The sequence below is a fragment of the Sanguibacter gelidistatuariae genome, from assembly GCF_900096585.1.
Taxonomy (GTDB): domain Bacteria; phylum Actinomycetota; class Actinomycetes; order Actinomycetales; family Cellulomonadaceae; genus Sanguibacter; species Sanguibacter gelidistatuariae.
Genome location: NZ_FMYH01000001.1, coordinates 604,486 through 628,912, shown reverse-complemented (window position 1 = coordinate 628,912; position 24,427 = coordinate 604,486). Strand labels below are relative to the sequence as shown.

The 24,427-nt window shown below is 71.4% G+C and carries 17 protein-coding genes; 7 read left to right on the top strand and 10 right to left on the bottom strand.

Annotated elements, in window-relative coordinates; all coding sequences use genetic code 11:
- Nucleotides 1-18 precede the first annotated feature (18 nt).
- Nucleotides 19-1,749, top strand: a complete 1,731-nt coding sequence (locus tag BLQ50_RS02820) for a hypothetical protein (RefSeq protein WP_139185695.1) — start codon at nucleotides 19-21, stop codon at nucleotides 1,747-1,749.
- Nucleotides 1,750-2,408: 659 nt separating this feature from the next.
- The gene (locus tag BLQ50_RS02810; protein WP_245700844.1) at nucleotides 2,409-4,052 is read left to right on the top strand and encodes a methyl-accepting chemotaxis protein; all 1,644 of its coding nucleotides are present in this window, start codon (nucleotides 2,409-2,411) and stop codon (nucleotides 4,050-4,052) included.
- A gap of 359 nt (nucleotides 4,053-4,411) precedes the next feature.
- On the opposite strand, the gene BLQ50_RS02805 is transcribed toward BLQ50_RS02810, so the two are convergent.
- The 6 genes from BLQ50_RS02805 to BLQ50_RS02780 form a co-directional block, all read right to left on the bottom strand.
- A complete protein-coding gene (locus BLQ50_RS02805; protein ID WP_093181042.1) occupies nucleotides 4,412-5,155 on the bottom strand; it encodes a sirohydrochlorin chelatase in 744 nt (247 codons plus the stop codon).
- Nucleotides 5,152-5,595 carry a nitrite reductase small subunit NirD gene (gene nirD, locus BLQ50_RS02800; RefSeq protein ID WP_093181040.1) on the bottom strand — a complete coding sequence of 148 codons (444 nt, stop codon included), beginning with the start codon at nucleotides 5,593-5,595 and terminating at the stop codon, nucleotides 5,152-5,154. The genes BLQ50_RS02805 and nirD overlap by 4 nt, the downstream gene beginning before the upstream one ends.
- Nucleotides 5,592-8,180 carry a nitrite reductase large subunit NirB gene (nirB, locus tag BLQ50_RS02795; protein ID WP_093181039.1) on the bottom strand — a complete coding sequence of 863 codons (2,589 nt, stop codon included), beginning with the start codon at nucleotides 8,178-8,180 and terminating at the stop codon, nucleotides 5,592-5,594. The genes nirD and nirB overlap by 4 nt, the downstream gene beginning before the upstream one ends.
- A gap of 68 nt (nucleotides 8,181-8,248) precedes the next feature.
- A complete protein-coding gene (locus BLQ50_RS02790; RefSeq protein WP_093181037.1) occupies nucleotides 8,249-10,117 on the bottom strand; it encodes an FAD-dependent oxidoreductase in 1,869 nt (622 codons plus the stop codon).
- The gene (locus BLQ50_RS02785) at nucleotides 10,114-12,549 is read right to left on the bottom strand and encodes a molybdopterin oxidoreductase family protein (RefSeq protein WP_217629079.1); all 2,436 of its coding nucleotides are present in this window, start codon (nucleotides 12,547-12,549) and stop codon (nucleotides 10,114-10,116) included. Before BLQ50_RS02785 ends, BLQ50_RS02790 begins: the two co-directional genes overlap by 4 nt.
- Before the next feature lie 3 nt (nucleotides 12,550-12,552).
- Complete coding sequence (locus tag BLQ50_RS02780; protein WP_093181036.1) at nucleotides 12,553-13,968, bottom strand: MFS transporter; 1,416 nt, start codon at nucleotides 13,966-13,968, stop codon at nucleotides 12,553-12,555.
- Nucleotides 13,969-14,231: 263 nt separating this feature from the next.
- Here BLQ50_RS02780 and BLQ50_RS02775 point away from each other — a divergent pair, with 263 nt between their 5' ends.
- The 4 genes from BLQ50_RS02775 to BLQ50_RS02760 all read left to right on the top strand — a co-directional run bounded on the left by BLQ50_RS02775 (nucleotide 14,232) and on the right by BLQ50_RS02760 (nucleotide 17,542).
- Entirely contained in the window at nucleotides 14,232-14,861 is a 630-nt protein-coding gene (locus BLQ50_RS02775) for a hypothetical protein (protein WP_093181035.1), read from the top strand.
- Nucleotides 14,862-14,951: 90 nt separating this feature from the next.
- Nucleotides 14,952-15,617, top strand: coding sequence for a TetR/AcrR family transcriptional regulator (locus BLQ50_RS02770; RefSeq protein WP_093181033.1), 666 nt, complete (start codon nucleotides 14,952-14,954; stop codon nucleotides 15,615-15,617).
- Between the two features lie 56 nt (nucleotides 15,618-15,673).
- Complete coding sequence (locus BLQ50_RS02765) at nucleotides 15,674-16,630, top strand: DUF5692 family protein (RefSeq protein WP_093181032.1); 957 nt, start codon at nucleotides 15,674-15,676, stop codon at nucleotides 16,628-16,630.
- A 270-nt stretch (nucleotides 16,631-16,900) separates the two neighbouring features.
- Nucleotides 16,901-17,542, top strand: coding sequence for an MBL fold metallo-hydrolase (locus tag BLQ50_RS02760; RefSeq protein ID WP_093181031.1), 642 nt, complete (start codon nucleotides 16,901-16,903; stop codon nucleotides 17,540-17,542).
- A 169-nt stretch (nucleotides 17,543-17,711) separates the two neighbouring features.
- Here the strand turns inward: BLQ50_RS02760 and BLQ50_RS02755 are convergent, their stop codons facing one another.
- The 4 genes from BLQ50_RS02755 to BLQ50_RS02740 form a co-directional block, all read right to left on the bottom strand.
- Nucleotides 17,712-19,301, bottom strand: coding sequence for a dihydrolipoamide acetyltransferase family protein (locus tag BLQ50_RS02755; RefSeq protein ID WP_093181029.1), 1,590 nt, complete (start codon nucleotides 19,299-19,301; stop codon nucleotides 17,712-17,714).
- Nucleotides 19,302-19,476: 175 nt separating this feature from the next.
- Entirely contained in the window at nucleotides 19,477-20,550 is a 1,074-nt protein-coding gene (locus tag BLQ50_RS02750; protein ID WP_093181028.1) for an alpha-ketoacid dehydrogenase subunit beta, read from the bottom strand.
- On the bottom strand, nucleotides 20,547-21,716 hold the full coding sequence (pdhA, locus tag BLQ50_RS02745; RefSeq protein WP_093181026.1) for a pyruvate dehydrogenase (acetyl-transferring) E1 component subunit alpha: 1,170 nt from the start codon (nucleotides 21,714-21,716) through the stop codon (nucleotides 20,547-20,549). Before pdhA ends, BLQ50_RS02750 begins: the two co-directional genes overlap by 4 nt.
- Nucleotides 21,717-21,961: 245 nt before the next feature.
- Nucleotides 21,962-22,447, bottom strand: a complete 486-nt coding sequence (locus tag BLQ50_RS02740) for a hypothetical protein (protein WP_093181024.1) — start codon at nucleotides 22,445-22,447, stop codon at nucleotides 21,962-21,964.
- A 320-nt stretch (nucleotides 22,448-22,767) separates the two neighbouring features.
- On the opposite strand from BLQ50_RS02740, the gene BLQ50_RS02735 reads away from it, so the two are divergent.
- Nucleotides 22,768-24,414 (top strand): LLM class flavin-dependent oxidoreductase, encoded by a 1,647-nt coding sequence (locus BLQ50_RS02735; protein WP_093181023.1) that lies wholly within the window; start codon nucleotides 22,768-22,770, stop codon nucleotides 24,412-24,414.
- The last annotated feature ends 13 nt before the right edge of the window (nucleotides 24,415-24,427 follow it).

The following is a 24,427-nucleotide window of genomic DNA, read 5'->3' as shown; positions in this document are numbered from 1 at the left end:
CCCAGCCTCTCGAAAGCGATGGAACCCATGCCCCTGGCGGCCCATTCAGGCACACGGCACACGTCACGTGCGCTCGCGTTCGTCCTCGCTCTGGCCGTCGTCGGTGGGGCGGCCGTCGCCGCGGCTCTGCCGGTACAGGCTGAGTCGGCGGTTGCCGTCACCGCGGCCGACATCCGCGCGAACGCGACCACAACAGGTTGGCACCTCGGTGCCAGCGACGCGGGCCACACCCTCACCGACACCCCCGGGTCGCTCGTGATCGGAGGCGAGGCAGAGCTGCTGAACGGGCTCGTGTCCCCGCTGCCGCTCACCGACTTCTCGGCGTCCATCACCGGATCAAGCTTCGGCTGGACCACCGCAGCGGGCAGCGGTCCGACATTCGGCCTGGTCCAGGTCTCCTTCGGCGCGAACGAGACCGTCACGACGTTGAGCCCGGTCGACCCGGTCTCGGGCAGCACCGTGGTGAGACTTGCCGACCGCTGGACCTTCAGCGGCGACATCGGCGCTGAGACCGGCTCCGCGGACCGAACGCTCGGTGAGGTGCTCGATCTGCTCACCGCGCAGTCGAACCCACGTGTTGTGGCCTATGGCGTCCGTGTCCCGGCCAGCGCCACGACCACGCTCTCTACGATGAGCTGGAACGGGGCTGCCACGAGCTTCGGCGGTGCGCCGGCGCCGGAGCTGCCGCCTCTCGTCACGGGAACCGTCACCATCAGCGGCACGCCGATGCAATACCAGCCGCTCTCTGCCGACACTCAGGGCTGGAACGCGGACTCGCTGCGCTTCCAGTGGTTCTCCGTCCGCGACGGCCAGAGCGAACCCATCGCCGGAGCAACGCAACGGGTGTACGCGTCGCCCGACATCGGCGTGCAGATCGGCGTTGCCGTCATGGGCATTCGCGGAGATGAGACGACGGCGACCGTGAACAGCGCACTCACCGCCCCTATCGTGCCTCTCGCCCTGTGGCCGATGGACGGGGTGGCGCAGGTGAGGCAGCAGTTCATCAACGGCACGTTGGAGGCCGAGACGTACGGATGGCCGGTCGGCACGGCGTTCAGCTACCAGTGGTTCTGGCATGACGGCACGAGCAGCCACCTCGTCGAGGGGGCGACCGGCAAGATCTACACCCTCGCTCCCGCAGACCTCGGTCGCCGCTTCGGCGTCATCGTCACCGGCACCCTGTCACAGTTCGCAACGACGAGCGTCACCACCGGCCTCACCACTGCGGTCGAGGCGCCGCCACCCGTCGTGCGCGCCCCCATCGACCCGCGCACCACCGCTGAGCTGATGGACTATCTCCGCCGCGGAGGTATTTCAGTGGGCAGTAGCGCCCTCCCCGCGCCCTTCGTGGCGCCCGCACCCGGCCCGACAGCCGCGCTGTTCCCGAGCCTCGCCCCCCTCGCCTGGGGGGACAGCCGCGACTGGCATGTCGACGTCTACCTCTTCTCGGAGCAGCTCTTCATCGGCACGTTCCCCGTCGTCAACGGTGTCGCCCAGATCAAGCTGACCGGCGAGCAGCTCGCCGCGGCCGGGGCCGGCGAGCACACTCTCGTCGCCGTCGGCCAGCAGTCGGGGGCCATCCAGGCCGCCGCACTCACGATCGCGGAGGCGCCGACCGTGGCCGCTGCGGCGCCAGCCCTGGCCGCGACCGGCGCCGAGGCGGCACCGCTGCTCGGAGTCGCAGCGCTCCTGCTGGCGCTCGGTGCGGCGCTCGTCGTTCTGCGTCGCCGCTTGGGCACCCGCGCCTGACCTGATCGTGCGCTAGAGGGGGCGTCGCCGACAGGCGACGCCCCCTCTCCTGTGCCGTAACGCAGCGTCCACAGGTGACGAGATCCGCACGATGACTGCCGACCGCCTGTGGCTCAGCCCCGCCGGAGCGCACGACGCCGTGGGCCTGCACTTCACCTGGCTGCGCAGTGCAACAGCAGCCAGCCCCGACTGTCGAAGGTGATGGTCGGTTTCGAGCGGCGCCGGTGGGTCGCTCGACGCCCCGACCCCGGCAGCGGGCGCTACACGCTGACCGAGGCTGGGCTGCAGAAGGTCGTCGACAGCGCGCCCGGCCACGTCGAACGGGTGCGAGAGCTGGTCTTCGACCCTCTCAGCGAGGCGCAGCAGCGTGATCTAGGCGTCGCACTCGCAAGCAGCGCAAGCACCGTGCGTCAGCAGCTGAACGGCGACGAACCTGAAACCGGTGGCCACAGCCCTGAGGCGTACGGTCGAACGCCTCCCGCCGAGCTGCGCTCAGCCGCGTGCGGCGTCAGATGCGCGAGCGCATGGCTCCACAGGCCGGATCAGCACTCCCGAACACGCGAGCTCAGTTCGCTCATCAGCGGAGCCCCGTCGCCGATAGGTCGTGCCAGGAGCAGGAGCGCCGCGTCGTGCCCCGCCGACTCGAAGGACACGACCACATGAAGACCACAGATTCCGCACCGACCACGGCGAGCACACCGTCCAGCTGGTGGCGAGACCGCAGCATCGCCACCCGCATCGGCGTGACCGTCGCTCTCATGGGCCTCGGGCTCGGGCTGGTCAGCGGCGTCGCCCTCGTCGGTCAGGAGCGCGTCAAGGATATCGACGACCGGGTGACCGCCGCGGTCGGCGTGCAGATGGACGTCGCCGACGCCAAGTACCAGCTCCTGTGGGCGACCAACTGGCAGAACATCACCGCGTGGAAGTCACGCGTCGACGGCGGCGCCGTGGCTGCGGCCCCGGACGGCGACAACGTCAAGACGTATCGCGCCGCGGTCGTCGAGTTCGAGAAGGTCTTCGACATCGACCAGTCCCTGCTCACGGACGAGGGCCGTGCGAGCCTCGCGGTCATCGCAGAGTCGTGGCCCGAGATGGCCGAGTACAACGAGGATATTCTCGGCCTCTGGGCGGACGAGGAGCTCGACGCCGGTGACGCCGTCTCGACGGGCGAGAAGTGGGATATCTACTTCGTGCTGTCCGGCGGCATGGACGAGCTCGTCACCTCGGTCGACGCACGCGTCGACAAGCTCGTGACCGAACGCGAAAGCATCTCGTCCAGCACCCGCACCACCACCTTGGTCGTCGCTCTTCTCGCCGTCCTCCTCGGCATCGCGCTCGCCGTCGTCACGGCACGCGGGATCATGACCGGCATCCGCCGCGTCCGCGACGGGCTGCAGCGCATGGCGCTCAACGACTTCGGTGTGCGCGTGCCAGCCACCAGCCGTGACGAGACCGGCCAGATGGCCACCGCCCTCAACGAAGCAGCCGAGACCGTCGGTGGAGCGTTCGCCGCCATAGGCGCCTCCGCGGACGCCGTAGCCGCAGCGTCGACCGAGCTCAAGACCACCGCTGCGCAGATCGCCACGTCCGCCGAGGCGGCCTCCGCCCGGTCAGGTGCGGTCTCCGCGGCAGCCGGTGAGGTGTCCGGGAACGTGGCGACCGTCGCGGCCGGGGCTGAGCAGATGGGCGTGTCGATCCGAGAGATCGCGAAGAACGCCAACGACGCCGCCCGCGTCGCCACTGAGGCAGTCGCTGCCGCCGCTGCCGCGACGTCGATGGTGTCCAGGCTCGGATCGTCGTCTGCCGAGATCGGCGACGTCGTCAAGGTCATCACGAGCATCGCCGCGCAGACGAACCTGCTCGCGCTCAACGCGACGATCGAGGCGGCACGAGCCGGTGAGGCCGGCAAGGGATTTGCGGTCGTCGCGAGCGAGGTCAAGGAGCTCGCTCAGGAGACCGCTCGAGCCACCGAGGACATCTCGCGCCGCGTCACGACCATCTCGTCCGACACGGCCGGTGCTGTGTCGGCCATCGCTGAGATCTCGTCGATCATCGCGAGCATCGACGACTTCCAGACGACCATCGCGGCCGCCGTCGAAGAGCAGACTGCGACGACCAACGAGATGTCACGCTCGGTGTCGGAAGCCGCCGGCGGGTCCACCGACATCGCCTTGAGCATCACCGGGGTCTCGGACGCCACCGCGACGACGACGCGCGCGCTTGTCAACAGCCGGGGTGCGATCGTCGAGCTCGCCGACCTGGCGACAGACCTCCGCAGCCAGGTGGCCCGCTTCACGTACTGAATGCCGCGCCCCGTGCGGCGTCCCGCTCACACGGGGCGCCCGACGGTCAGACGATGTCAGGAAGCGCACTGCTCGGCTACTCATCCGCCGCGCGCGCAGCCGCGTGCCGTAGCTCTAAGGGCGTCATCACGACTTACTGCGAAGGAATCACCTGGTGCCCGAGTTGGGTCCAGGAAGCCGCAAACGCAGACTAGCGGCGTGTCGGGACACCAGACACGTTTGGAGGCCACTCCACTCCCTGACACGGAAGAGGTCAATGGTTCGATCCCAGGATCGTCCAGCAGCATCACCGCAGGTCAAGGGAGGGACTGCTGCACCACGACGCACCGCCACTCTCAGTCGGCGCGGGCACCCCGCCTTCAACCCTGCATGGCGTCGTACCGGTCCAGCACGATCCGTGCAAGAGCGGGGTGCGGAGCGAGTGGGGCGGTGACGGCGTCGGCGCCCGACTCGAGCACCCGGTCGTAGAAGAACCCCGGCGCGAGCAGGTAGGACGCGACAGCCACGGCCCGGCCGGGGATCGTCTGGGCGCTGCGGGCCTGGTCAACCGCCTCGCGCACGCTCGGGCGGGCCATCGACCCGTAGCCGCACACGACAGGTCCGGTGCGGGTGGACCGCAGCGCCGCGGCGACCTGCGCGACATCGCGCGCGGCTCCCGGGTCGCTCGACCCGGCGGCGGCCAGGACGACCCAGTCGTCGTCGCGGACGCCGGCCTCTGCCAGGCGCTCGCGCAGGACCGCCACGATCCGGGGATCGGGGCCCAGCGGCGGGGCCGCCACCGCGGCCGACCGGCCCGCGCCCACAGCGGGCTGTGCACCGGCGACGACCGGGCCCAGCGCTGCCGAGGCGCTGGTCACCGCCTCGGCGATGTCCACCTTGACGTGGTACCCGCCCGAGAGCAGCATCGGGACGACCACAGCCGAGGTCCGCGCCAGGACAGCCGCCAGCACCTCGGCGAGCTGTGGCTGCTGCACGTCGACGTACGTGTCGTGGACGGCGAGATCCGGGCGGTGGGCGCGGACGTCGGCGAGGATCGAGCTGATCGCCTGGCGTCCGCCGAGGTCGTTGGTGCCGTGCGAGCAGGCCACGAGCGCAACGCTCACGCGGCGCCCGCCACGTCGGCGGTATCCCCGGCGGCAGCGCCACCAGCTCCCCCGGTGCGGTCCACGTAGACAGTGCCGCCGCTGACCCACACCGGCCACGTGCTCAGGTTCACCGGTTCACGGCCCACCGTCTCCAGGCACCGGCCCGTGCGCAGGTCGAAGACCTGCTTGTACATGGGCGAGGCGACCGTGGGAACCTCGCCGCGGGTCCCGACGATCCCGCGGGCCATGACGTAGGCGCCGCTGAACGGGTCGAGCTGCTGCACGGCGTGCACCGTGTCGTCGGCGAGGCGGAAGACCGCCACCTGCACGCCGTCGACCAGGGCGACCGCGCCGCGTTCGGGGGCGAGGTCGGTCAGGGCACACACCGGCAGCCAGCGGTCGCCGGAGGCGAGAAGATCGGCGTCGGGCAGGGCGTGGGGTGCGGCGTCGAGTGTCATGAACGGACTTCCAGAGTGGTTCCAGCGATGAGGACGGTGCCGCTCTCGCGTTCGGCCTGGGTCGCTGGGCGGGGCTGGCCGCGCTCGGAGACGTAAGCGAAGGAGGAGTCGGTCTCCTCGGGGGCGTTGATGAACGAGCCGAAGCGGCGCAGCTTCTCCGGGTCGTCGAGCGTCGCCTTCCATTCGTCCTGGTAGGTGTCCACGTGGGAGGCCATCGCGGCGTCGAGGTCGGCGCAGATGCCGAGGGAGTCCTCGATGACGACCTGGCGGACGCCCTCGAGGCCGCCCTCGACCTCCTCCATCCACGGCGCGGTGCGCTGCAGGCGGTCGGCGGTGCGGACGTAGTACATGAGGTAGCGGTCGATCGTCCGGACGAGGGCCTCGGTGTCCAGGTCTTCGGCGAGCAGCTGGGCGTGGCGCGGGGTGAAGCCGCCGTTGCCGCCGACATAGACGTTCCAACCCTTGTCGGTCGCGATGACGCCGACGTCCTTGCCGCGGGCCTCTGCGCACTCGCGGGCGCAGCCGGAGACGCCGAGCTTGATCTTGTGCGGGGAGCGCAGCCCCCGGTAACGGTTCTCCAGCTCGATGGCGAGGCCGACGGAGTCCTGGACGCCGAAGCGGCACCACGTCGACCCGACGCAGGACTTCACCGTTCGCAGCGACTTGCCGTAAGCCTGGCCGGACTCGAAGCCGGCGTCGACCAGCTTGGTCCAGATGGCCGGCAGCTGGTCCATCCGCGCCCCGAACATGTCGATGCGCTGACCGCCGGTGATCTTCGTGTACAGCCCGAACTCCTTGGCGACGGCGCCAATCGCAATGAGCCCCTCCGGGGTGATCTCCCCACCGGCGATCCGCGGGACCACGGAGTAGGAGCCGTCCTTCTGCATGTTCGCCATGACGTGATCGTTCGTGTCCTGCAGCGCAGCCATCTCCCCCGCGAGGACATGCTCGGGGCCGGTCGAGCCGAGGATGTTGGCGATGACGGGCTTGCAGATGTCGCAGCCACGTCCGCCGCGCCCGTGCCGGGCGATGATCTCGGAGAAGGTCCGCAGCCCGGTGACCCGGACGGCGCCGAAGAGCTGGGCGCGGGAGAGGTCGAAGTGCTCGCAGAGCGCCTTGCTCACCTCGACGCCCGACTTCTCCAGCTCGGTCGTGACGATCTTCTTCACGAGCGGCAGGCAGGACCCGCAGCTCGTCCCGGCCTTGGTGCACGCCTTGACCGACGGCAGGTCGGTGCAGCCATGGGCGGTGATCGCATTGCGGATGGTGCCTGCAGTGACGTTGTTGCAGGAGCAGACGTTCGCGTCGTCGGGCAGGTCGGCGCCGGGGGACGGGGCGGACCCCTCGGGGAGGAGGTAGGCACCCGGGTCGCCGGTCAGCTCGCGGCCGGTGAGCGGGCGCAGCCCCGCGAAGGCCGAGGCGTCGCCGACGAACACGCCGCCGAGGAGGGTGCGGGCGTCGTCGGACAGGACGAGCTTCTTGTAGACGCCGGCGACCGGGTCGGCGTAGACGAGCTCCATGGCGCCCTCGGTGCGGGCGAAGGCGTCGCCGAAGCTGGCCACGTCCACGCCCTGCAGCTTGAGCTTGGTCGCGGTGTCCGCGCCCGGGAACGTCGCCTCGCCGCCGAGCAGGCGGTCCGCGACGACCTCGGCCATCGCGTAGCCGGGGGCGACGAGGCCGATGCACTGGCCCTCGATGCACGCGACCTCACCGACCGCCCAGATGCGGGGGTCCTCGGTGTGGCAGGAGAGGTCGACGACCACGCCGCCGCGCTCGCCGACGGGCAGCTCGGCCGCACGGGCAAGCTCGTCACGGGGGCGGACGCCCGTGGCGAGGACAACGACGTCGACGTCGAGGCGCCCGCCGTCGGTGAAGTCGAGGCGGCCCACATAGCCGGACCGCCGGGACGCCCGGATCTCCTTGGTGCCGGTACTCACGCGCACCGCGATGCCCATGGCGTTGATGAGGCGCTTGAGCGCCTCGCCGCCGCCGAGGTCGATCTGGGCGTTCATGAGGTGCGTGCCGAACTGGATGACCGTGGCCTGGGCGTCGAGGGCCTTGAGCGCGCCCGCGGCCTCGAGGCCGAGCAGCCCGCCGCCGATGACTGCGCCGCGCACGGGCTTGCCGGAGCGCCGGCGTTCCTCGACCCAGCCGCGCAGGGCGGCGACGTCGTCGATCGTGCGGTAGACGAAGACGCCCGGCAGGTCCGCCCCGGGGATCGGCGGCACGGCCGCGTCCGACCCGGTGGCCAGCACGAGCTCGTCGTAGTCCCACACCCGGCCGAGGCGGTCGGTGACCTGCTGGGCCGCCCGGTCGATCGAGTCGATCTTGCAGTCCTTGATCAGAGTGACCTGGGGGTCGTCCCACAGGGCGGGGTCACCGAGGGAGAGGTCCTCGGGGTCGCGTGCGGAGAAGTAGGAGGTGAGGGCCACCCGGTCGTAGGGGGACCGTGGTTCCTCGGCGAAGATCGTGACGCGCCAGGTGTTCGCGGTGTCCCGCGAGCGCAGCGCCTCCACGAGACGCTGCGCGACCATACCGCCGCCGACGACGACCATGTGCTTGCTGGGAGCGAGTGTCTGAGCCATGTCACCGACGGTAGGAGGCGCGGATTTCTGCCCGGTACGTGAGGAGTTTCTCTGTAGTTACTTTCTGCTCACAGGGGGCCTCGGGCGCCCGTGAGGTTTCCGGCCGCCACCTCGCGCGTCTCGGCGGGGGCGTCCTCTTCCTGGGCGGGGTCGGTCGCCGCCAGCCAGTCCACGAGTCCGCACACCACGTCCTTGCACCCCCCGCATCCGGTGGTCGCCCGGGTGGCCTTGGCCACCTCCGCGACCGACCGCGCTCCCCCACGCCACGACTCGACGATGCCCGCCTTGGTCACGGAATTGCAGCGGCACACGGTCGTGCGGTCGGGCATGTGGGTGGGATCCGACGCCGTCGTGGTCGCCGATGCGACCGGCTGCAGCAGGAGGTAGGCCGGGTCCGCGGGCACGGGGGTGCGCCGGGTGTACGCGGCCGTGAGGTCCGCACCGATCTGCGGCGCGCCCACGCACGTCGCGCCGATGACAAACCCGCCGGCCACGACGACCTCGACGTGCCGCCCGGCGGCCGGGTCGGACAGTCGCACGGTGCGGTGCGAGGAGTCCGGCACGCGGCGCGCCCCGCACACCCCCATGGTCACCACGTCGAGGCCGGCCGCCTTGAGACGCACGACGTCGGTCCCCCGCGGGGCCTCCGGCGCGGGTTGGGCCGGGGGCAGCTGAGCAGGGGTCTGCTGGGCGGGTGCCACCGCAGGACCCAGGTCGGCGGCCGCTCCGGGGTCTGCGCCGCCGCCGGCCGCCCCCGGCGCCCGGGTGATGACGTTCATGCTCAGCCGCAGCGCCATGCTCGGCCGGCCCGGGTTGAGCTGCGCGCCGCCGAGGCGCACCCGGCCGGCGCCGGACTCGGCGGCCGCGCGGGCCGCGCTCGCTGTCAGGTGGTCGGCGAGGCGCCGGGACTGGTCCCAGCCCTGGGCGATGAGCCCGGTTCCGCCCTCGCGGGGCTGCGCGCAGTCCCCGATCGCGAAGATCCGAGGGTCCCCCGGGCTGCACAGGGAGTCGTCGACGACGATCCCGCGGTCCACCGGCAGCCCGGCGTCGGCGGCGATGCGGGCCTCGGGGACGGTGCCGCAGGTGAGGACAAGGAGGTCGACGGGCAGGTGGTGCTCGCCGTCGGGCTGGGTGAGGAGCAGGCCGGTCACCAACCCGTCGGTGACAAGGATCTCGGTCGTGCGGGCGGCGAGGCGCTGGGCGACGCCCAACGCGGTGAGCGTCGCGGCCGCGACGGCCCCGGCGTCAGCGTCGAGCTGGCGGTCCATGAGGGACGGCCCGCCGTGGATGACGGTGACCTCGAGGCCGCGCCGGGCCAGCCCGCAGGCGGCCTCCAGGCCCAGCACCCCCGCCCCGATGACGACGGCGCGCCGGGCGTTGACGCAGGCTGCGACGATCTCGCGGGCGTCGTCGAGGGTGCGCAGCGCGTGCACGCCGCGGGGCAACGCGGCGGTCCAGCCGGGCAGGACGGGCGCAGCGGTTCCGGTCGTCCCGGCAGACGCGCCAGGCAGGGAGGGCGCCGCCGGCGCGTCGGGGGCGACGATCAGCCCGGTGATCGCGGGGATGCGGGCGCTCGACCCGGTGGCCAGCACAAGCACGTCGTAGCCGTGGGCCGCGCCGTCCTCGACGTGCACCGCGCGGGCCGCCCGGTCGATGCGGACGGCCGCCATGCCGCGGTGCACTCTCGCTCGGGGGTGGACGAGCGCGGGCAGCGCGAGCGAGGCGACCTCGACCTTGCCGGCGACCACCTCGCTGAGCAGCACCCGGTTGTAGGGCTCGTAGGCCTCAGCGCCCAGCACCGTGATCTCGAAGCGGGCGTCCGGGCCGGGGCCAGCGCCGTCGCGCGAGAGCAGGTCGTCGACGAATCGGGAGCCGACCATGCCGTTGCCAACGACCACGATCCGCGTGCGAGGTGGACGGTCCGAGGTGGTGTTCATCGGGGAACCTCCAGGGTGTCGGAGCGGGTCGAGGGAGCTGGCGCCGAGATGCGATCGGCGTCGCGGGCGGGCACGACCGCGCCGGCGAGACTGACGTCGACCGCGCACAACTTGAACTCCGGCATGCCCGAGATCGGGTCGGTCGCGTCGGTCGTGATCCGGTTGACGCTGCCCGGGCCGGACCAGTGGAAGGGCATGAACACGGTGTCCGGGCGCACGGCCGTCGTCAGCCGGGCACCCGCGACGATGGCCCCGCGGGCGGTGGCCAGCCGGACGGGAGCGCCCTCGTCGATCCCGAGGGTGAGCGCGAGCACGGGGTGGATCTCGACGAACGGCCCGGGCTGGGCCGCGGCGAGCTCGCTCACCCGGCGGGTCTGCGCGCCGGACTGGTAGTGCTGGAGCACCCGCCCGGTGATGAGGTAGAGCGGGGCGTCGGGGCGCAGGTCGTCGCTCGGGCCGACGTGGTCGACGGCGATCATCCGGGCCCGACCGTCGGGCGTCGGGAAGGAGTCGAGGAAGGTCCGCGGGGTGCCTGGGTGCAGCGCTGCCTGGTCCGCCTGACCCGAGATCGCCGGCCGGTCCTGCGCCAGCGCCTGGTCCGGTCGCGCGGGCTGTGCCGGTGGCGCGGGGCACGGCCAGAACAGCCCCGGCTCGGACTCGGCGTCCAGGCGGGCGTGGCTGAGACCGGAGTAGTCGGCCGGCCCGCCCGCGCTCGCCCGCGCGAGCTCGTCGAAGACCTTCGCGGGGTCGGTTCCGAAGTGCACGGGCGAGCCCAGGCGCGCGGCGAGGTCCGCGAAGATGTCGAGCTCGGAGCGCACACCCGGTGGGGCCGCGAGTGCCTTGCGCCGGCGGATGACCCGCCCCTCGAGGGAGGTCATGGTGCCCTCCTCCTCGGCCCACTGGGTGACCGGCAGGATCACGTCGGCGAGGAGCGCGGTCTCCGACGGCACGAAGTCGCACACCACGAGGAAGTCCAGGGCCTGCAGGTTCGCGGTGACCCGGGTGGAGTTCGGGGCGCTGACCACGAGGTTGGAGCCGTGCACGAAGAGCATCCGCGGTCCGGCCGGGGTGCCGGCCCCGGCCGGTGCGGCGAGGCGGCGCAGCAGCTCGACGGCGGGCAGGCCAGGCCCGGGGATGGACGCCGGGTCGACCCCCCACACCCGGGCGACGTGCTCGCGGGCGGCCGGGTCGTCGATCTTGCGGTAGCCGGGCAGCTGGTCGGCCTTCTGCCCGTGCTCGCGCCCGCCCTGCCCGTTGCCCTGCCCGGTCACCGCGCCGTAGCCCGACCCGACCCGTCCGGGCAGCCCGAGGGCGAGGGCGAGGTTGATCGCGGCGGTCACCGTCGCGGTCCCCTGGGTCGACTGCTCGACGCCGCGGCCGGTCAGTATGTAGGCGCCCGAGCCGCCGCCGGCCGGGCTCGCCGCGGCGAGCAGCCGGGCCACCCGGCGTAGCTCCCCGGCGTCGATCCCGCAGACCTGCTCGGCGCGCTCGGGCCACCACGCGGCGACCGAGCGGCGCACGGCGTCGGCCCCGGTCGTGCGGGACTCGAGATAGCCGGCGTCGCTGAGACCCTCGGCCCACACGACGTGCAACAGCGCGAGCAGCACGACGAGGTCCGTGCCGGGGACGGGCTGCAGGTGCACCCCGGCGCCGTCTGCGGTCAGGGTCGCGGTCGCGCTGCGCCGCGGGTCGACGACGATCAGGCCACCACGCTCACGCGCGCCGGCCAGGTGCTGGAGCGCGGGCGGCATGGTCTCGGCGAGGTTGGAGCCGAGCAGTATGACCGCCTGCGCCCCGCCGAGGTCGGCGAGCGGAAACGGCAGGCCACGGTCGAGGCCGAAGGCCCGGTTGGCGCCGGCCGCGGCGCTCGCCATGCAGAACCGGCCGTTGTAGTCGATGTTCGCGGTGCGCAGCACCGTCCGGGCGAACTTGCCGAGGGCGTAGGCCTTCTCGTTGGTCAGCCCGCCACCGCCGAAGACGGCGACCGCGTCCTGGCCGTGCTCAGCGGCGATGGTCGTCGCACGCTCGGCGATCAGGTCGAGCGCGTCGTCCCAGCTCGCCGCGCGCAGCTCGCCGTCGGCCCCGCGCACGAGCGGCGTGGTGAGCCGGTCCCCCGCCCCCAGCACGCTCGCGCTGGTCCACCCCTTCTGGCACAGCCCACCCTTGTTGGTCGGGAAGTCCCGCCCGTGCACGACGACGCGCGCCGGGCCCCCGGGGATGGTCGCCTCCGCGAGGACGCCGCGCGGACGGTCCTCGGCTGCAGCAGCCGAGTTGGCCGCCATCGCAGCTGCGGCCGTCTCGCCCGCGCCGTCGGGCATCCCCGGCCCGCCTCCCACGGCGAGGTGGGAGGCGGGCGCGGGGACGGCGTCGGGCACGGGGCCCAGCGACATGGCGCACTGGAGCGCGCAGTAGGGGCAGTGGGTGGAGGTCATGGATCAGATCGAGGACGCGGCCATGGCCGCGCCGCGGCGCTGGTAGACGGCCCAGGTGGTGAGCGCCATGACGAGGTAGACGCCGATGAACACCCACAACGCCGGGACGAGGCTGCCCGCGTGGGAGGTGGAGAGGGCGAAGCCGCGCGGGATGAGGAAGCCGCCGAAGGCGCCGATCGCGCCGGCGATGCCGATGCAGCCGGCCGCGGACTTGCGGGCCCGGGCGCGGTCTTCGTCGCGGGTGATGCTGCGGGTGACGCCGGCCTGGAAGACGGCCGGGATCATCCGGTACGTCGCGCCGTTGCCGATCCCGGTCGCCACGAAGAGCAGCAGGAAGGAGGAGAGGAACAGGGGGAAGCTGTGCGAGCCGAGGGCCTGGATCGCGCCGAACGCCCCCAGGGACATGACCAGGAACGCGGTGATGGTCACGCGCGCGCCGCCGATCCTGTCGGCGAGGATGCCGCCGAGCGGGCGGGCGAGGGACCCCACGAGCGCACCGAGGAACGCGATCGACAGCGTGACCTCGGGGAACTGGTTCTTGAGCAGGGTCGGGAAGACGCCCGCGTAGCCGATGAAGGAGCCGAAGGTGCCGATGTAGAGGAAGGAGATGATCCACGTGTGCCGGTTGCCGGTGGCCGCCGCGAAGGAGCGGTAGTCGGCGCGGGCGCTCGTGAGGTTGTCCATGTACCGCCACGCGAGGAACGCCGCGAGCAGGATGAACGGGATCATCATGAGGCCGGCGCGCTCGAGGGCGATGCCTGCTCCCGAGACGATGACGAGTGGGACGGCGAGCTGGACCGCAGCGGTGCCGAGGTTGCCGCCGGCGGCGTTGAGACCGAGCGCGCGGCCCTTCTCCTTCTCGGGGAAGAAGAAGGAGATGTTGGCCATCGAGGAGGCGAAGTTGCCGCCACCGACACCCGCGAGCATCGCGATGACGAGCAGGACGGAGAAGGGGGTGTCCGGGCGCTGCACGGCCCAGGCGAGCGCGCTGGTGGGCAGCAGCAGGAGCAGCGCGGAGATGATCGTCCAGTTGCGCCCGCCGAACAGCGGGACGGCGAAGGTGTACGGGATCCGCAGGGTCGCCCCGACCAGGCTCGGCACGGCGATGAGCCAGAACTGCTGGTCGACGGTCAGCACGAAGCCGGCGTTGCCGAGCTGGGGGACGACGATGCTCCAGGTCGCCCAGACGGCGAAGCCGAGGAACTCCGCCAGGACCGAGATCCACAGGTTGCGGCCCGCGACCTTGCGGCCGCCGTCGCGCCAGAACGTCGGGTCCTCGGGGTCCCAGTGGTCGATCCACCGGCCGCCGCGGGTGGGTGGGGCGGCGGGGGTGCGGGCGGGCGCGAGGGTCTGTATGGCGGTCTGTGCGGGCGCACCGGATGCCTCGAGGTCGTGCGATGTCGATGTCGGAACAGTCATTGCGGCCTCCTTCGATCACGGCCCGCGGATCGGGCTCTACCAGGAGGCTAGGGATGCCGTGTTTCGCGGGGCTGCGTCAGCGCGTTAATCGACCGTAACCTTCTGCGCACACTGGCCGTCGACGGGTGTGAGGAGTTCGTCCGCCGCACCGAGGGGCCGGGACGGCCAACCACGGCAATGCATCGGCCTGCACCCGGTAAGGTCGAGCTCTCGGCATCGGAGCCGAGCCCGGCGCGCGGCGCCGTGATCCGAAGGACTCCTTCATGAGCCTCCTCGACCTCGTCGGATGGGTCGGTTCCGCGATCCTGGTCTGGTCCCTGCTGCAGACCCGCATCGTGCGGCTGCGGGTCATCAACCTCGTCGGCTGCATCATCCTCATCGTCTTCAACACCCTCGCCGGGGTGTGGCCGATGATGGGCCTCAACGTCGGCCTCGCCGTCATCAACGTCTACCACCTGCGCAAGCTGCTGCTCGCGCGGCACTCGCCGGCGCAGTACACGGTGCTCGCGGCCGATCCCGGCGAGGAGTACCTGCGCTACCTGCTGCGCGTGCACGCCGCCGACATCGCGGCCTTCAACCCGCACTTCGACGCCGATCGCACGCCCTTCGAACAGGGCTATCTCATCCTCCACGAGGACGAGACGGTCGGCCTCGTCCTCCTGCACGACGCCGAAGACGGGCTCGCGCAGATCGCGCTCGACTACGTGACCCCTCGGTTCCGCGACTTCACGCCCGGGGAGTTTGTCTTCCTGCGCAGCGATGCCCTCGCGGACCGGGGATTCCTGCGGGTCGAGACCATGCCTGGGGCGACCGCGGTCCCCACGGTGGCGGCGTACTACGCGCGGCTCGGGTTCACCGGCTCAGGGGAGGTCGTCGGCCTCGACCTCACCTGAGCAAAGCCAAGACCTAGGTCCCATTGACGGTGTGTCAATGACTTCTAGGGTGGGTATCACGAGCAGCACCCACCCTAGAAGGAGCCCACCATGGCGACACCGCGCGACGCCTCGACGCCGGACGCTGCGTCGTCGGGCACGGCGGCGGCTGGCACTGCGGCGGCTGGCACTGCTGGCCGGACGGTCAAGGCGCCCGACGAGCGACGCGGAGAGATCGTCGCGGCCGCGCGCGAGCTCTTCGCCGAGCAGGGCATCAACAAGACGTCCATCTCCGACGTCGCCGCGCGGGTGGGTGTCACCCGCGGTCTCGTCTACCACTACGTCGCCGACAAGGACTCCCTCGTGGACGCCGTGCTCGCCGAGTACATCGCCGAGCTCGTGGACGGGATCCGGGTGTGGGACGCCGCCCGGGAGACGGGCAACATCGAGCAGGCGCTGACCGACTGCATCGCGCTCTTCCGCAGCCTCGCCGGCCCCGGTGGCGGAGTGCCACGGATCGACGACACCCGGCTCTACCACCGCTTCCTCGACCGTGCCGTGGAGGCTGTCGTGGACTGCTTCCGCTCGACCACGGTCGAGGCCTACGCCCGCCGCCACCGGATCGAGATCGACAACGTCTACGAGACCTTCTCGGTGCTCGTCTACGGGCTCGTCGGCCTCATCCGCGCCGTCCCGACCATCGACGACGACCGCCTCGTCTCGATCGTGCGCCAGACCCTACGCCTGGGCCAGGGCGCCGGATCGGATCCGCGATAGCCCACCGACCGCACCACCCGCTCACCACACAGCACGACCTGTCCTAGGAGACAAAGATGTTCCTGTTCGAATCCATCCCGTGGTACTCGGCGCTCATGTGGGTCGCCGTCGTCGCCGCGCTCATGCTCGCCAACGAGATCGCCCGGGCCAGCAAGTGGGCGGGCCTGTGCCTGTTCATCGCCCTCCCCCTCATGCTCACGGTCTTCGTGTGGCCAAACACTGCCGGTGCCGGGTCGAGCACCGGGACCTGGTTCCACTGGGTCAAGGTCTACTCGGCCCTCGCGGGCTGCCTCGGCTTCATGGCCCTGCGCTACATCCCGCGCCTGGCCAAGAACAAGTTCGCGCTGATGTTCCCGGCCGCGATCCTCGCCCTCAACATCCTCGAGGCCGTCATCCGCGACTTCCAGGTCTCGAGCATGCACGGCATGGTCGACGGCGTCATGATGGTCGGCGGGTCGTGGAACATCATGAACGGGGTGGCCGGCATCCTCAACCTGGTGACCATCTGCGGGTGGGCGGGCATCTACATCACCCGGGACAAGAAGCGGGACATGATCTGGCCGGACATGCTCTGGTTCTGGATCATCGCCTACGACCTGTGGAACTTCGCCTACGTCTACAACTGCGTCGGTGACCACTCCTTCTACGCCGGGGCCGCGCTGCTCGTCTCGTGCACCATCCCCGCGTTCTTCCTCCGCAAGGGCGCCTGGCTCCAGCACCGCGCCCAGACCCTCGCCTTCTGGATGATGTTCACCATGGCCTTCCCGGCCTTCGTCACCAGCTCGAAGTTCTCGGTGGAGTCATCGCACAACACCACGGCGTTGTTCGTGGTGAGCGCGATCGCCCTCGCAGCCAACGTCGCCGTGGCGGTCTACCAGGTGTACCGCATCGTCAAGCTCAAGAAGAACCCGCTCACCGACGAGCTCTACACCGACCTGGCCGCCTACAAGAAGCTCGACGCCGAGCGTCCGGTCGAGAGGGCCGCCGAGATGGTTGGGGTGGCCTCCGCCTAGTCCCGACGGTCCGGGCCTGCCCACCGCTCCCCCGCCGACCGGTCCGGCATCACCCGGCGGCCCGGCATCACCGGCCCCTCCGTACGGTGCGTGCATTCGTCGACGGTGCGCGTGTTTGAATACGCGCACCGTCGACGAATGCACGCACCGTACGCATCTGCGGTCGGCTTCACCTTCTGCGTCCATCGTCTGTCGGCCGTCGTGGGTGCCCGGGCGGGGGCGGGCGTACGGTGAAGAGCGATCCGCCGTTGGGAGCAGAGGAGCACGATCATGGAGCTGACCAAGCACGGGCACGCCTGCGTCGTCCTGACCAAGGACGGATCACGCCTGGTCATCGACCCCGGCAGCTTCACCGCCCCCGACGCGATGGACGCCGCGACGGCCATCCTCATCACGCACGAGCACCTGGACCACTTCCAGGCCGAGACCCTCCTGGCTGCCCTCGAGGCCGATCCCGCGCTGAAGGTCTGGACCAACTCGGCCGTCGCCGAGACGCTCGGTTCCCACCGCGGGCGGGTGCGCGCCGTCGGGCAGGACGATGCCTTCGAGGCCGGAGGATTTGAGGTGAAGGTGTTCGGGGAGTGGCACGAGGTGGTCCACCCGGACCTCCCCCGGGTGCGCAACGTCGGGTTCCTCGTCGACGACGTGGTGTTCCACCCCGGTGACGCGTACACGGTGCCCGGCCAGGCGATCGACACGCTGCTCACGCCTCTCTACTCGCCGTGGTCGAGTGTCACCGGCCTCGTCGACTGGGTCCGCGAGGTCGGCCCGTGCCAGACCTTCTCGGTGCACGACGCCCCGCTCAACGACATCGGCCACGCCATGATGAACCGTTTTCTCGGCCCGGCCGGACCCGGGACGGGCGCCACCCACCACCAGCTCGCCCTCCACGAGCAGATCCAGCTCCCCTGACCCTGTCCGCGGCTCCCTCAGCCGGCCTGGACCGCAGCCCAGGAGCGGTAGCCCCCACCGCGCGCCCAGCCAACCGTAGGTGCGCGATTTCCGCCCCATTCTCCTAGAAAATGGGGCGGAAATCGCGCACCTATCGAAGAGGCGAGGGCTGGTCAGAGCGGAGGGCTCCCTAGCCCCAGACGAGGGCTTGGGAGGGTTCTTCTAGGACGGCGGCGACGTCGGAGAGCAGGCGGGAGCCGAGCGCGCCGTCGACCAGGCGGTGGTCGACGCTCAGCGCGAGCTGGGTGACGAAGCGCTTCTTGATCTTGCCCTTGTGCACCCACGGCTGCTCGCGGATCGCGCCGAAGGCGAGGATCGCGGCCTCGCCGGGGTTGAGGATCGGGGTCCCGGTGTCGATCCCGAACACCCCGACGTTCGTGATGGTGATGGTCCCGTCGGACATGTCCGCCGGGCTCGTCCGGCCCGCCCGCGCGGTCGCGGTGAGGTCGGCCAGGCCCTGGGCCAGGCCCTTGAGGCCGAGGCGGTGGGCGTCCTTGATGTTGGGCACCACGAGGCCGCGGGGGGTCGACGCCGCGATCCCGAGGTTGATGTAGTGCTTGTAGACGATCTCCTGGGTCACCTCGTCCCAGCTCGCGTTGATCTCCGGGTGCCGGTTCACCGCGAGCAGCAGCGCCTTGGCCGTGATGAGCAGCGGCGTGACGCGCACGTCGGTGAACTCGCGGTCCTCACGCAGCCGCGCGACGAGCCGCATGGTCTTGGTGACGTCGACCGTGTGGAAGACCGTGACGTGCGGGGCCGTGAAGGCGCTCGCGACCATGGCCTCGGCGGTGCGCTTGCGCACACTCTTGACCGGCACCCGGGTCTGGCGCCCGTCGGAGGACACCTGGCCAGTGGCCAGCCACGGCGCGTCGTCGTCGACGTAGGTGGCGAGGGCCCGCGGCTGCGCCTGTGCGCTGTAGGCGAGGACGTCTTCCCTGGTCACGATCCCTCCCGGACCGGTCGCGTGCACGCTCGAGAGGTCAACTCCCATGTCCCGGGCGAACTTGCGCACGGGGGGCTTGGCCCGGACCGCGAGCGTCCCTGGGCGCGGCGCCACCTGGGTGACCGACTGGACCGGGTGCACGAGCGCGGGGACCACCGAGGCGGGGCGGGCCGACGGCGCGACCGCCGCAGACGCCGGAGCGGTCAGCCCGGCAGGCGTGGACGGCACGGTGGCGGACGGCGCAGAGGTCGACCGCGCATTGGCGGGCGATGCGGGGGCGGGCGATGCGGTGGTCGTCCGAGCGGGGGCCGGCGCGGGCGCCGCGGCCTGCCCGACGGCGTCGGGCACGGAGGGCGTGGAAGGCTCGGTCGCGCGACGGGCGCGACGGGTGGTCCCGGCCGTGGCGACGCCGTAGCCGACGAGCACGGCTCCGCTCCCGCTCTCCTCCGGGACGTCCGACGCCTCGGCGGCCGGCTCCTGGTCCTGGTCCTGCGCACCGGCGCCGGCATCGACCGGTCCTGCGGCGCCGGTCGGGTCGGTGTCGATGACGATGATCGGCTGCCCGACCTCGACCGTCGTCCCCTCCACGGCGAGGATCTCGGCAACCACCCCGGTGAACGGGGAAGGCAGCTCGACGAGGGACTTCGCGGTCTCGATCTCGACGATCGTCTGGTTCACCGTGACCGGGTCGCCCACGGCGACGTGCCACGTGACGATGTCCGCCTCGGTGAGGCCTTCGCCGGCGTCCGGCATGGTGAAGCGCTCAAAGGTGGGCATGTGGCTCCTTCGGCAGTGCAGGTCAGGTGCAGGTCAGGCAGGTCAGATGCGGGTCAGGCCTCGCGGCGGGCCGCGGCAGATAGGTCAAGTGTCGTCGATCCCGACGGGGAAACGACAGTATGGCGCGGGCGCGGGCGAACTGGTCGGGCGGCGGCCGGTCAGGACCGCCGCCCGGTCAGAATGCCAGCGAACGGTCCACGGCGTCGAGCACCCGGTCCAGGCCGGGCAGGTACTCGTGCTCGATCTTGGCGACCGGGTACGGGGTGTGGAAGCCGCCCACCCGCAGGACGGGCGCCTCGAGCTCGTAGAAGCAGGCCTCGGTGACCGCCGCGGCGATCTCCGCGCCCGAGCCGAGGAAGGTCGGGGCCTCGTGGACCACGACGCAGCGGTGGGTCTTGCGGACCGAGTTGATGACCGTGTCGGTGTCGATCGGGGAGATCGAGCGCAGGTCGACGACCTCGATGCTCGTGCCCTCCGAGGCGGCGGCCTCGGCGACCTTGAGCGCGGTCGCCACGGTCGGCCCGTAGGCCACGAGGGTGAGGTCGGTGCCGGGACGCGCGACGACGGCCCGGTTGAGGGTCGCGAAGGCGTTCGGGTCTGCGGCCGGGTCGGCGCCGGTGATCTGCGCCTGGGCGTAGGGTCCGGCGGCCAGGTCGACCGCGCCCTTCTCCCAGTACCGGCCCTTGGGCTCAAAGAAGAGCACCGGGTCGGGGCTCGCGATGGCCTCCTGGATCATCGTGAACGCGTCCTGGGGCGACCCGGGCGAGACGACGCGCAGCCCGGGGGTGTGGGCGAAGAGCACCTCGGGGCTCTCGGAGTGGTGCTCGACCGCCCCGATCCCGCCGCCGTAGGGCACCCGGATGACCACCGGCAGCGTGAGACGCCCGCGGGAGCGGTAGTGCATCTTGGCGAGCTGGGTCGTGATCTGGTCGAAGCCGGGGAAGATGAAGCCGTCGAACTGGATCTCGCAGACCGGCCGGTAGCCGCGCAGCGCGAGGCCGATCGCGGTGCCGATGATCCCGGACTCCGCGAGCGGGGTGTCCACGACGCGGTCCTCGCCGAACTCGGCCTGCAGCGCGTCGGTCACGCGGAAGACGCCGCCGAGCGGGCCGATGTCCTCGCCCATGAGCAGGACCTTCGGGTCGGCCGCCAGGGCCGCGCGCAGCCCGGCGTTGATCGCCTTGGCGAAGGGCAGCGTCGTCGGGCCGGCTGCTGGAGAGGCTGCTGGAGAGGTGGGTGCGGCGGTCATCGGTGGCCTCCCTGGGTCTCGGCGAAGGACGCCTCGTAGTCGGCGAACCAGGCGCTCTCGCGAGTGACGAGCGAGTGGTCGGTCGCGTAGACGTGATCGAACATGGACGACGCCGCAGGCCGGCCCAGTCCCTTGACGTAGGTCCGCACGCGCTCACCGAGCGCGGCAGCCTCGGCGTCGAGCGCGGCCTGGTGCTCCGCGTCCCACAGGCCCTCGGCGACCAGGTGCGCGCGCATCCGGTCGATCGGGTCGCGGTCGCGCCAGTGCTGCTCCTCCTCGGAGGTGCGGTAGCGGGTGGGGTCGTCGGACGTGGTGTGCGCGCCCATCCGGTAGGTGACGGCCTCGATGAAGGTCGGGCCGCCCCCGGTGCGGGCCCGTTCGAGAGCCTCCTGGGTCGCGGCGTAGACGGCGAGGACGTCGTTGCCGTCGACGCGGATGCTCGGCACCCCGAAGCCGGCGCCGCGGCGGTAGATCGGCACGCGGGTCTGCTTGGAGGTGGGGACCGAGATGGCCCACTGGTTGTTCTGGCAGAAGAGCACGACGGGCGCGTTGTTGACCGCGGCGAAGCCGAGGGCCTCGCTCACGTCGCCCTGGGAGGTGGCGCCGTCGCCGAAGTAGGCGATGACGGCGGTGTCCCGGGCCGGATCGCCGGTCCCGACGAGGCCGTCGCGCTGGACGCCCATCGCGTAGCCGGTCGCGTGCAGTGCGTGCGAGCCGATGACCAGCGTGTACAGGTGGAAGTTGTGGGCCTCGGAGTCCCAGCCGCCGTGGTCGATGCCGCGGAAGAGCTGCAGCACCTGGGGCAGGTCGACGCCGCGGGTGTACGCCACGCCGTGCTCACGGTAGGAGGGGAAGGCCATGTCCTGGGGAGCCAGGGCACGGCCGGAGCCGATCTGCGCGGCCTCCTGGCCGAGCAGCGGCGCGTAGAGGGCGAGCTCACCCTGGCGCTGCAGGGAGGTGGCCTCGGTGTCGAAGGCGCGGACAAGGACCATGTCCCGCAGGAGCCCGCGGAGAGCGTCGGCGTCAAGGTCGGCGATACGGGCGCGGTAGGGCGCGTTGCGCTCGTCGGCGACGCGACTGCCGTCGGGTGCGAGGAGCTGGAGGGGCACGTCGTCGATGGCGTCCGACTCGTGGGCCAGGTGGGCCTGGTGCAGCAGATCAGTCACGCGTTCTCCTCCGGTCGCGACGCTGGGTCGGGCGCCATGCGTAGAGACGAGACGGCGCCCAAACGCCCGGCACCGCCAACCTACGTTTACGTAGGCTACGCCAGCGTAACCTACGCGACCGTAGGTCGAAAGTCCTCGCGCCCAGAAGGCACCCCTCCCCCTCCGCTGAGTGCGGTCGAATGGCTGCCAGCCGGGCGTTTTGTCCAGCCAGACGACCGCACTCAGCGGGGGTGGGGTGGGGTGGGTCAGGGCCTGGGGTCGTAGGGGTTGCCCGACGGCGACTGCGGGAAGTTGCCGCGCTGCTGGATCGGGTCCATGGAGGACTGATCCGCATAGTTGGGTCCGGCATAGCCCTGCGGGGCATAGCCCTGCGGAGTTCCGAAGCCCTGCCCCGCGTAGGCCTGGCCGGCGTAGCCTTGGCCTGCACCGAAACCCTGTCCAGCGCCGTAGCCCTGCAGCCCGGAGCCGATCGGGTACTTGCCGTAGTTCATCAGACGGGATCCGGGAGGGAAGGGGCTTCCCGTCGCAGCCTCGAGCGCCCGGCGGGTGAGCTCCAGCTCACGCTGGACCGGCCACCGCCTGAAGGCCACCACGAGGAGCAGCACGAAGTTGACGATCGGCACGATCCCGAAGACGGTCCACCACCACGGATTACCGGTCTTGGTGATGATCTTCCCGTAGGCGATGAGGACAAGGGCAAGGATGGCGAGACCAAGAATGGTCGCGATCATCAACTCGAGGCTGGACGTCTCTGCCGCACTGCCGCACTGCTCCGCACACATAGTGGCTCCCGCGCCCTGGTGGTCGATGCCCGGTGTGCACCGTCCTGAGTGACTTGCGAATCGCCCATAAAGTACCGCACGCACGGCATGTCCGGGGTCAATATTCACCCACCTGACAAATTTCACCCCCGGAGCTCCCAGTCCAGCCTCATCCCTGGTCAGGGGGAAGATTCGACCGATAGCGATTGTTCAAACAGAAGAACCGATGGCAACTGTTCAACTAGAAGATTCGCTTCCCGCGCCCGCCCCGAGCAAGGACCACTGCACTCATGACTGACTACGGCCACGACCTGCTCTTCGGCACATTCCTCACCCCCTCAGCGGCTCAGCCGCAGGCGGCCGTGGCCCTCACACAGGTCTCCGAGCAGGCCGGGCTCGACCTCGCGACCTTCCAGGACCACCCCTACCAGCCGGCGTTCCTGGACTCCTGGACCCTGCTCTCCTATGTCGCGGCGCGGACCGAGCGAATCCGGCTCAGCCTCAACGTCGCCAACCTCCCCCTACGCCAGCCCGCCGTCCTGGCCCGCTCGGCGGCCAGCCTCGACCTGCTGACCGGCGGCCGGGTAGAGCTCGGGCTCGGCGCGGGGGCTTTCTGGGAGGCGATCGAGGCCATGGGCGCTTCCCGCCTGACGCCCGGGCAGGGCGTGAAGGCCCTCACCGAGGCGATCGAGATCATCCGCGGCATCTGGGCCGACGACGTTCGCGAGCCCCTACGCGTGGCCGGCGACTTCCACCACGTGGACGGCGCCAAGCGCGGCCCCGCCCCGGCGCACGACATCGGCATCTGGCTGGGCGCCTACAAGCCCAAGATGCTCGCCCTCACCGGACGCACGGCCGACGGCTGGCTGCCCTCCCTCGCCTACCTCAAGCCCGGCGACCTCACCCGCGGCAACACCGCGATCGACGCGGCCGCCACCGCTGCGGGCCGCCCGCCTGGTGCCGTGCGCCGCCTGCTCAACATCACCGGCACCTTCGCCGCCCGCTCCGGCGGGCTCCTGCAGGGCCCCGTCAGCCAGTGGGTAGCCGAGCTCACCGAGCTGGCCCTGACCGAGGGCATGAGCGGTTTCATCCTGGGCACCGACGACCCCGCCGTCATCCAGCAGTACGGCAAGGAGGTCGCCCCGGCGGTCCGCGAGGCGGTCGCCGCCGAACGGCAGGCCCGGGTCGAGCGCGAGGCCGCGCGCGCCGTCCAGCCCCAGGACCCGGCGTCGGCGCAGGCCACCGGATCGAGCAACCGGGCCACCTCGGGAGCCGACGTCACACCCGCCGCAGCGGGCAGCGCACCCGCCGCCGAGCCGTCGGCCAGCCGCCTCGGCCTGTCCCCGACGCCCGACGACGGCCGCCGCCTGAGCAGCCAGCGCCCCTTCGACGAGGCCACCCGCCCGCACTACACGCCGCCCACCCCGGACGCGGCCTACACAGACCAGGGACGCGCCGTCGGGCAGCACCTCATCGATGTGCACGACGCGCTGCGCGCGGAGCTCGACACGCTGCTGGACGTCGTCGGGCAGGTCGTCGCGGGGGTGCGCAGCGTGGGCAGCGCGCGCTCGGAGATCAACAAGATGACCATGCGGCAGAACAACTGGACGCTCGGCGCGTACTGCGCGGCGTACTGCACCACCGTGACCGGGCACCACAGCCTCGAGGACGCATCGATCTTCCCGCACCTGGCTACCGCGGACGAGGCCCTCGAGCCGGTCATCGACCGGCTCACGGCCGAGCACCACACGATCCACGAGGTGCTCGAGGGCGTGGACAAGGCGCTCGTGGCCCTCGGCGGCGACCCGTCACGGATCGCCGACGTGCAGGAGGCCGTCCACGTGCTGGCCGACACCCTGCTCTCGCACCTGTCGTACGAGGAGATCGAGCTCGTCGAGCCGCTCGCCCGGCTCGGGTTCTACCCCGGGCAGGTCTAGCGGTCAGGTGCAG

What these genes read in the sequence shown, in the direction of transcription:
- BLQ50_RS02820 (WP_139185695.1), top strand. Translation starts at nt 19, where the DNA reads ATGGAACCCATGCCCCTGGCGGCCCATTCAGGCACACGGCACACGTCA.
- BLQ50_RS02810 (WP_245700844.1), top strand. Translation starts at nt 2,409, where the DNA reads ATGAAGACCACAGATTCCGCACCGACCACGGCGAGCACACCGTCCAGC.
- nirD (WP_093181040.1), bottom strand. Translation starts at nt 5,595, where the DNA reads ATGACACTCGACGCCGCACCCCACGCCCTGCCCGACGCCGATCTTCTC.
- nirB (WP_093181039.1), bottom strand. Translation starts at nt 8,180, where the DNA reads ATGGCTCAGACACTCGCTCCCAGCAAGCACATGGTCGTCGTCGGCGGC.
- BLQ50_RS02790 (WP_093181037.1), bottom strand. Translation starts at nt 10,117, where the DNA reads ATGAACACCACCTCGGACCGTCCACCTCGCACGCGGATCGTGGTCGTT.
- BLQ50_RS02785 (WP_217629079.1), bottom strand. Translation starts at nt 12,549, where the DNA reads ATGACCTCCACCCACTGCCCCTACTGCGCGCTCCAGTGCGCCATGTCG.
- BLQ50_RS02780 (WP_093181036.1), bottom strand. Translation starts at nt 13,968, where the DNA reads ATGACTGTTCCGACATCGACATCGCACGACCTCGAGGCATCCGGTGCG.
- BLQ50_RS02775 (WP_093181035.1), top strand. Translation starts at nt 14,232, where the DNA reads ATGAGCCTCCTCGACCTCGTCGGATGGGTCGGTTCCGCGATCCTGGTC.
- BLQ50_RS02770 (WP_093181033.1), top strand. Translation starts at nt 14,952, where the DNA reads ATGGCGACACCGCGCGACGCCTCGACGCCGGACGCTGCGTCGTCGGGC.
- BLQ50_RS02765 (WP_093181032.1), top strand. Translation starts at nt 15,674, where the DNA reads ATGTTCCTGTTCGAATCCATCCCGTGGTACTCGGCGCTCATGTGGGTC.
- BLQ50_RS02760 (WP_093181031.1), top strand. Translation starts at nt 16,901, where the DNA reads ATGGAGCTGACCAAGCACGGGCACGCCTGCGTCGTCCTGACCAAGGAC.
- BLQ50_RS02755 (WP_093181029.1), bottom strand. Translation starts at nt 19,301, where the DNA reads ATGCCCACCTTTGAGCGCTTCACCATGCCGGACGCCGGCGAAGGCCTC.
- BLQ50_RS02750 (WP_093181028.1), bottom strand. Translation starts at nt 20,550, where the DNA reads ATGACCGCCGCACCCACCTCTCCAGCAGCCTCTCCAGCAGCCGGCCCG.
- BLQ50_RS02740 (WP_093181024.1), bottom strand. Translation starts at nt 22,447, where the DNA reads ATGATCGCGACCATTCTTGGTCTCGCCATCCTTGCCCTTGTCCTCATC.
- BLQ50_RS02735 (WP_093181023.1), top strand. Translation starts at nt 22,768, where the DNA reads ATGACTGACTACGGCCACGACCTGCTCTTCGGCACATTCCTCACCCCC.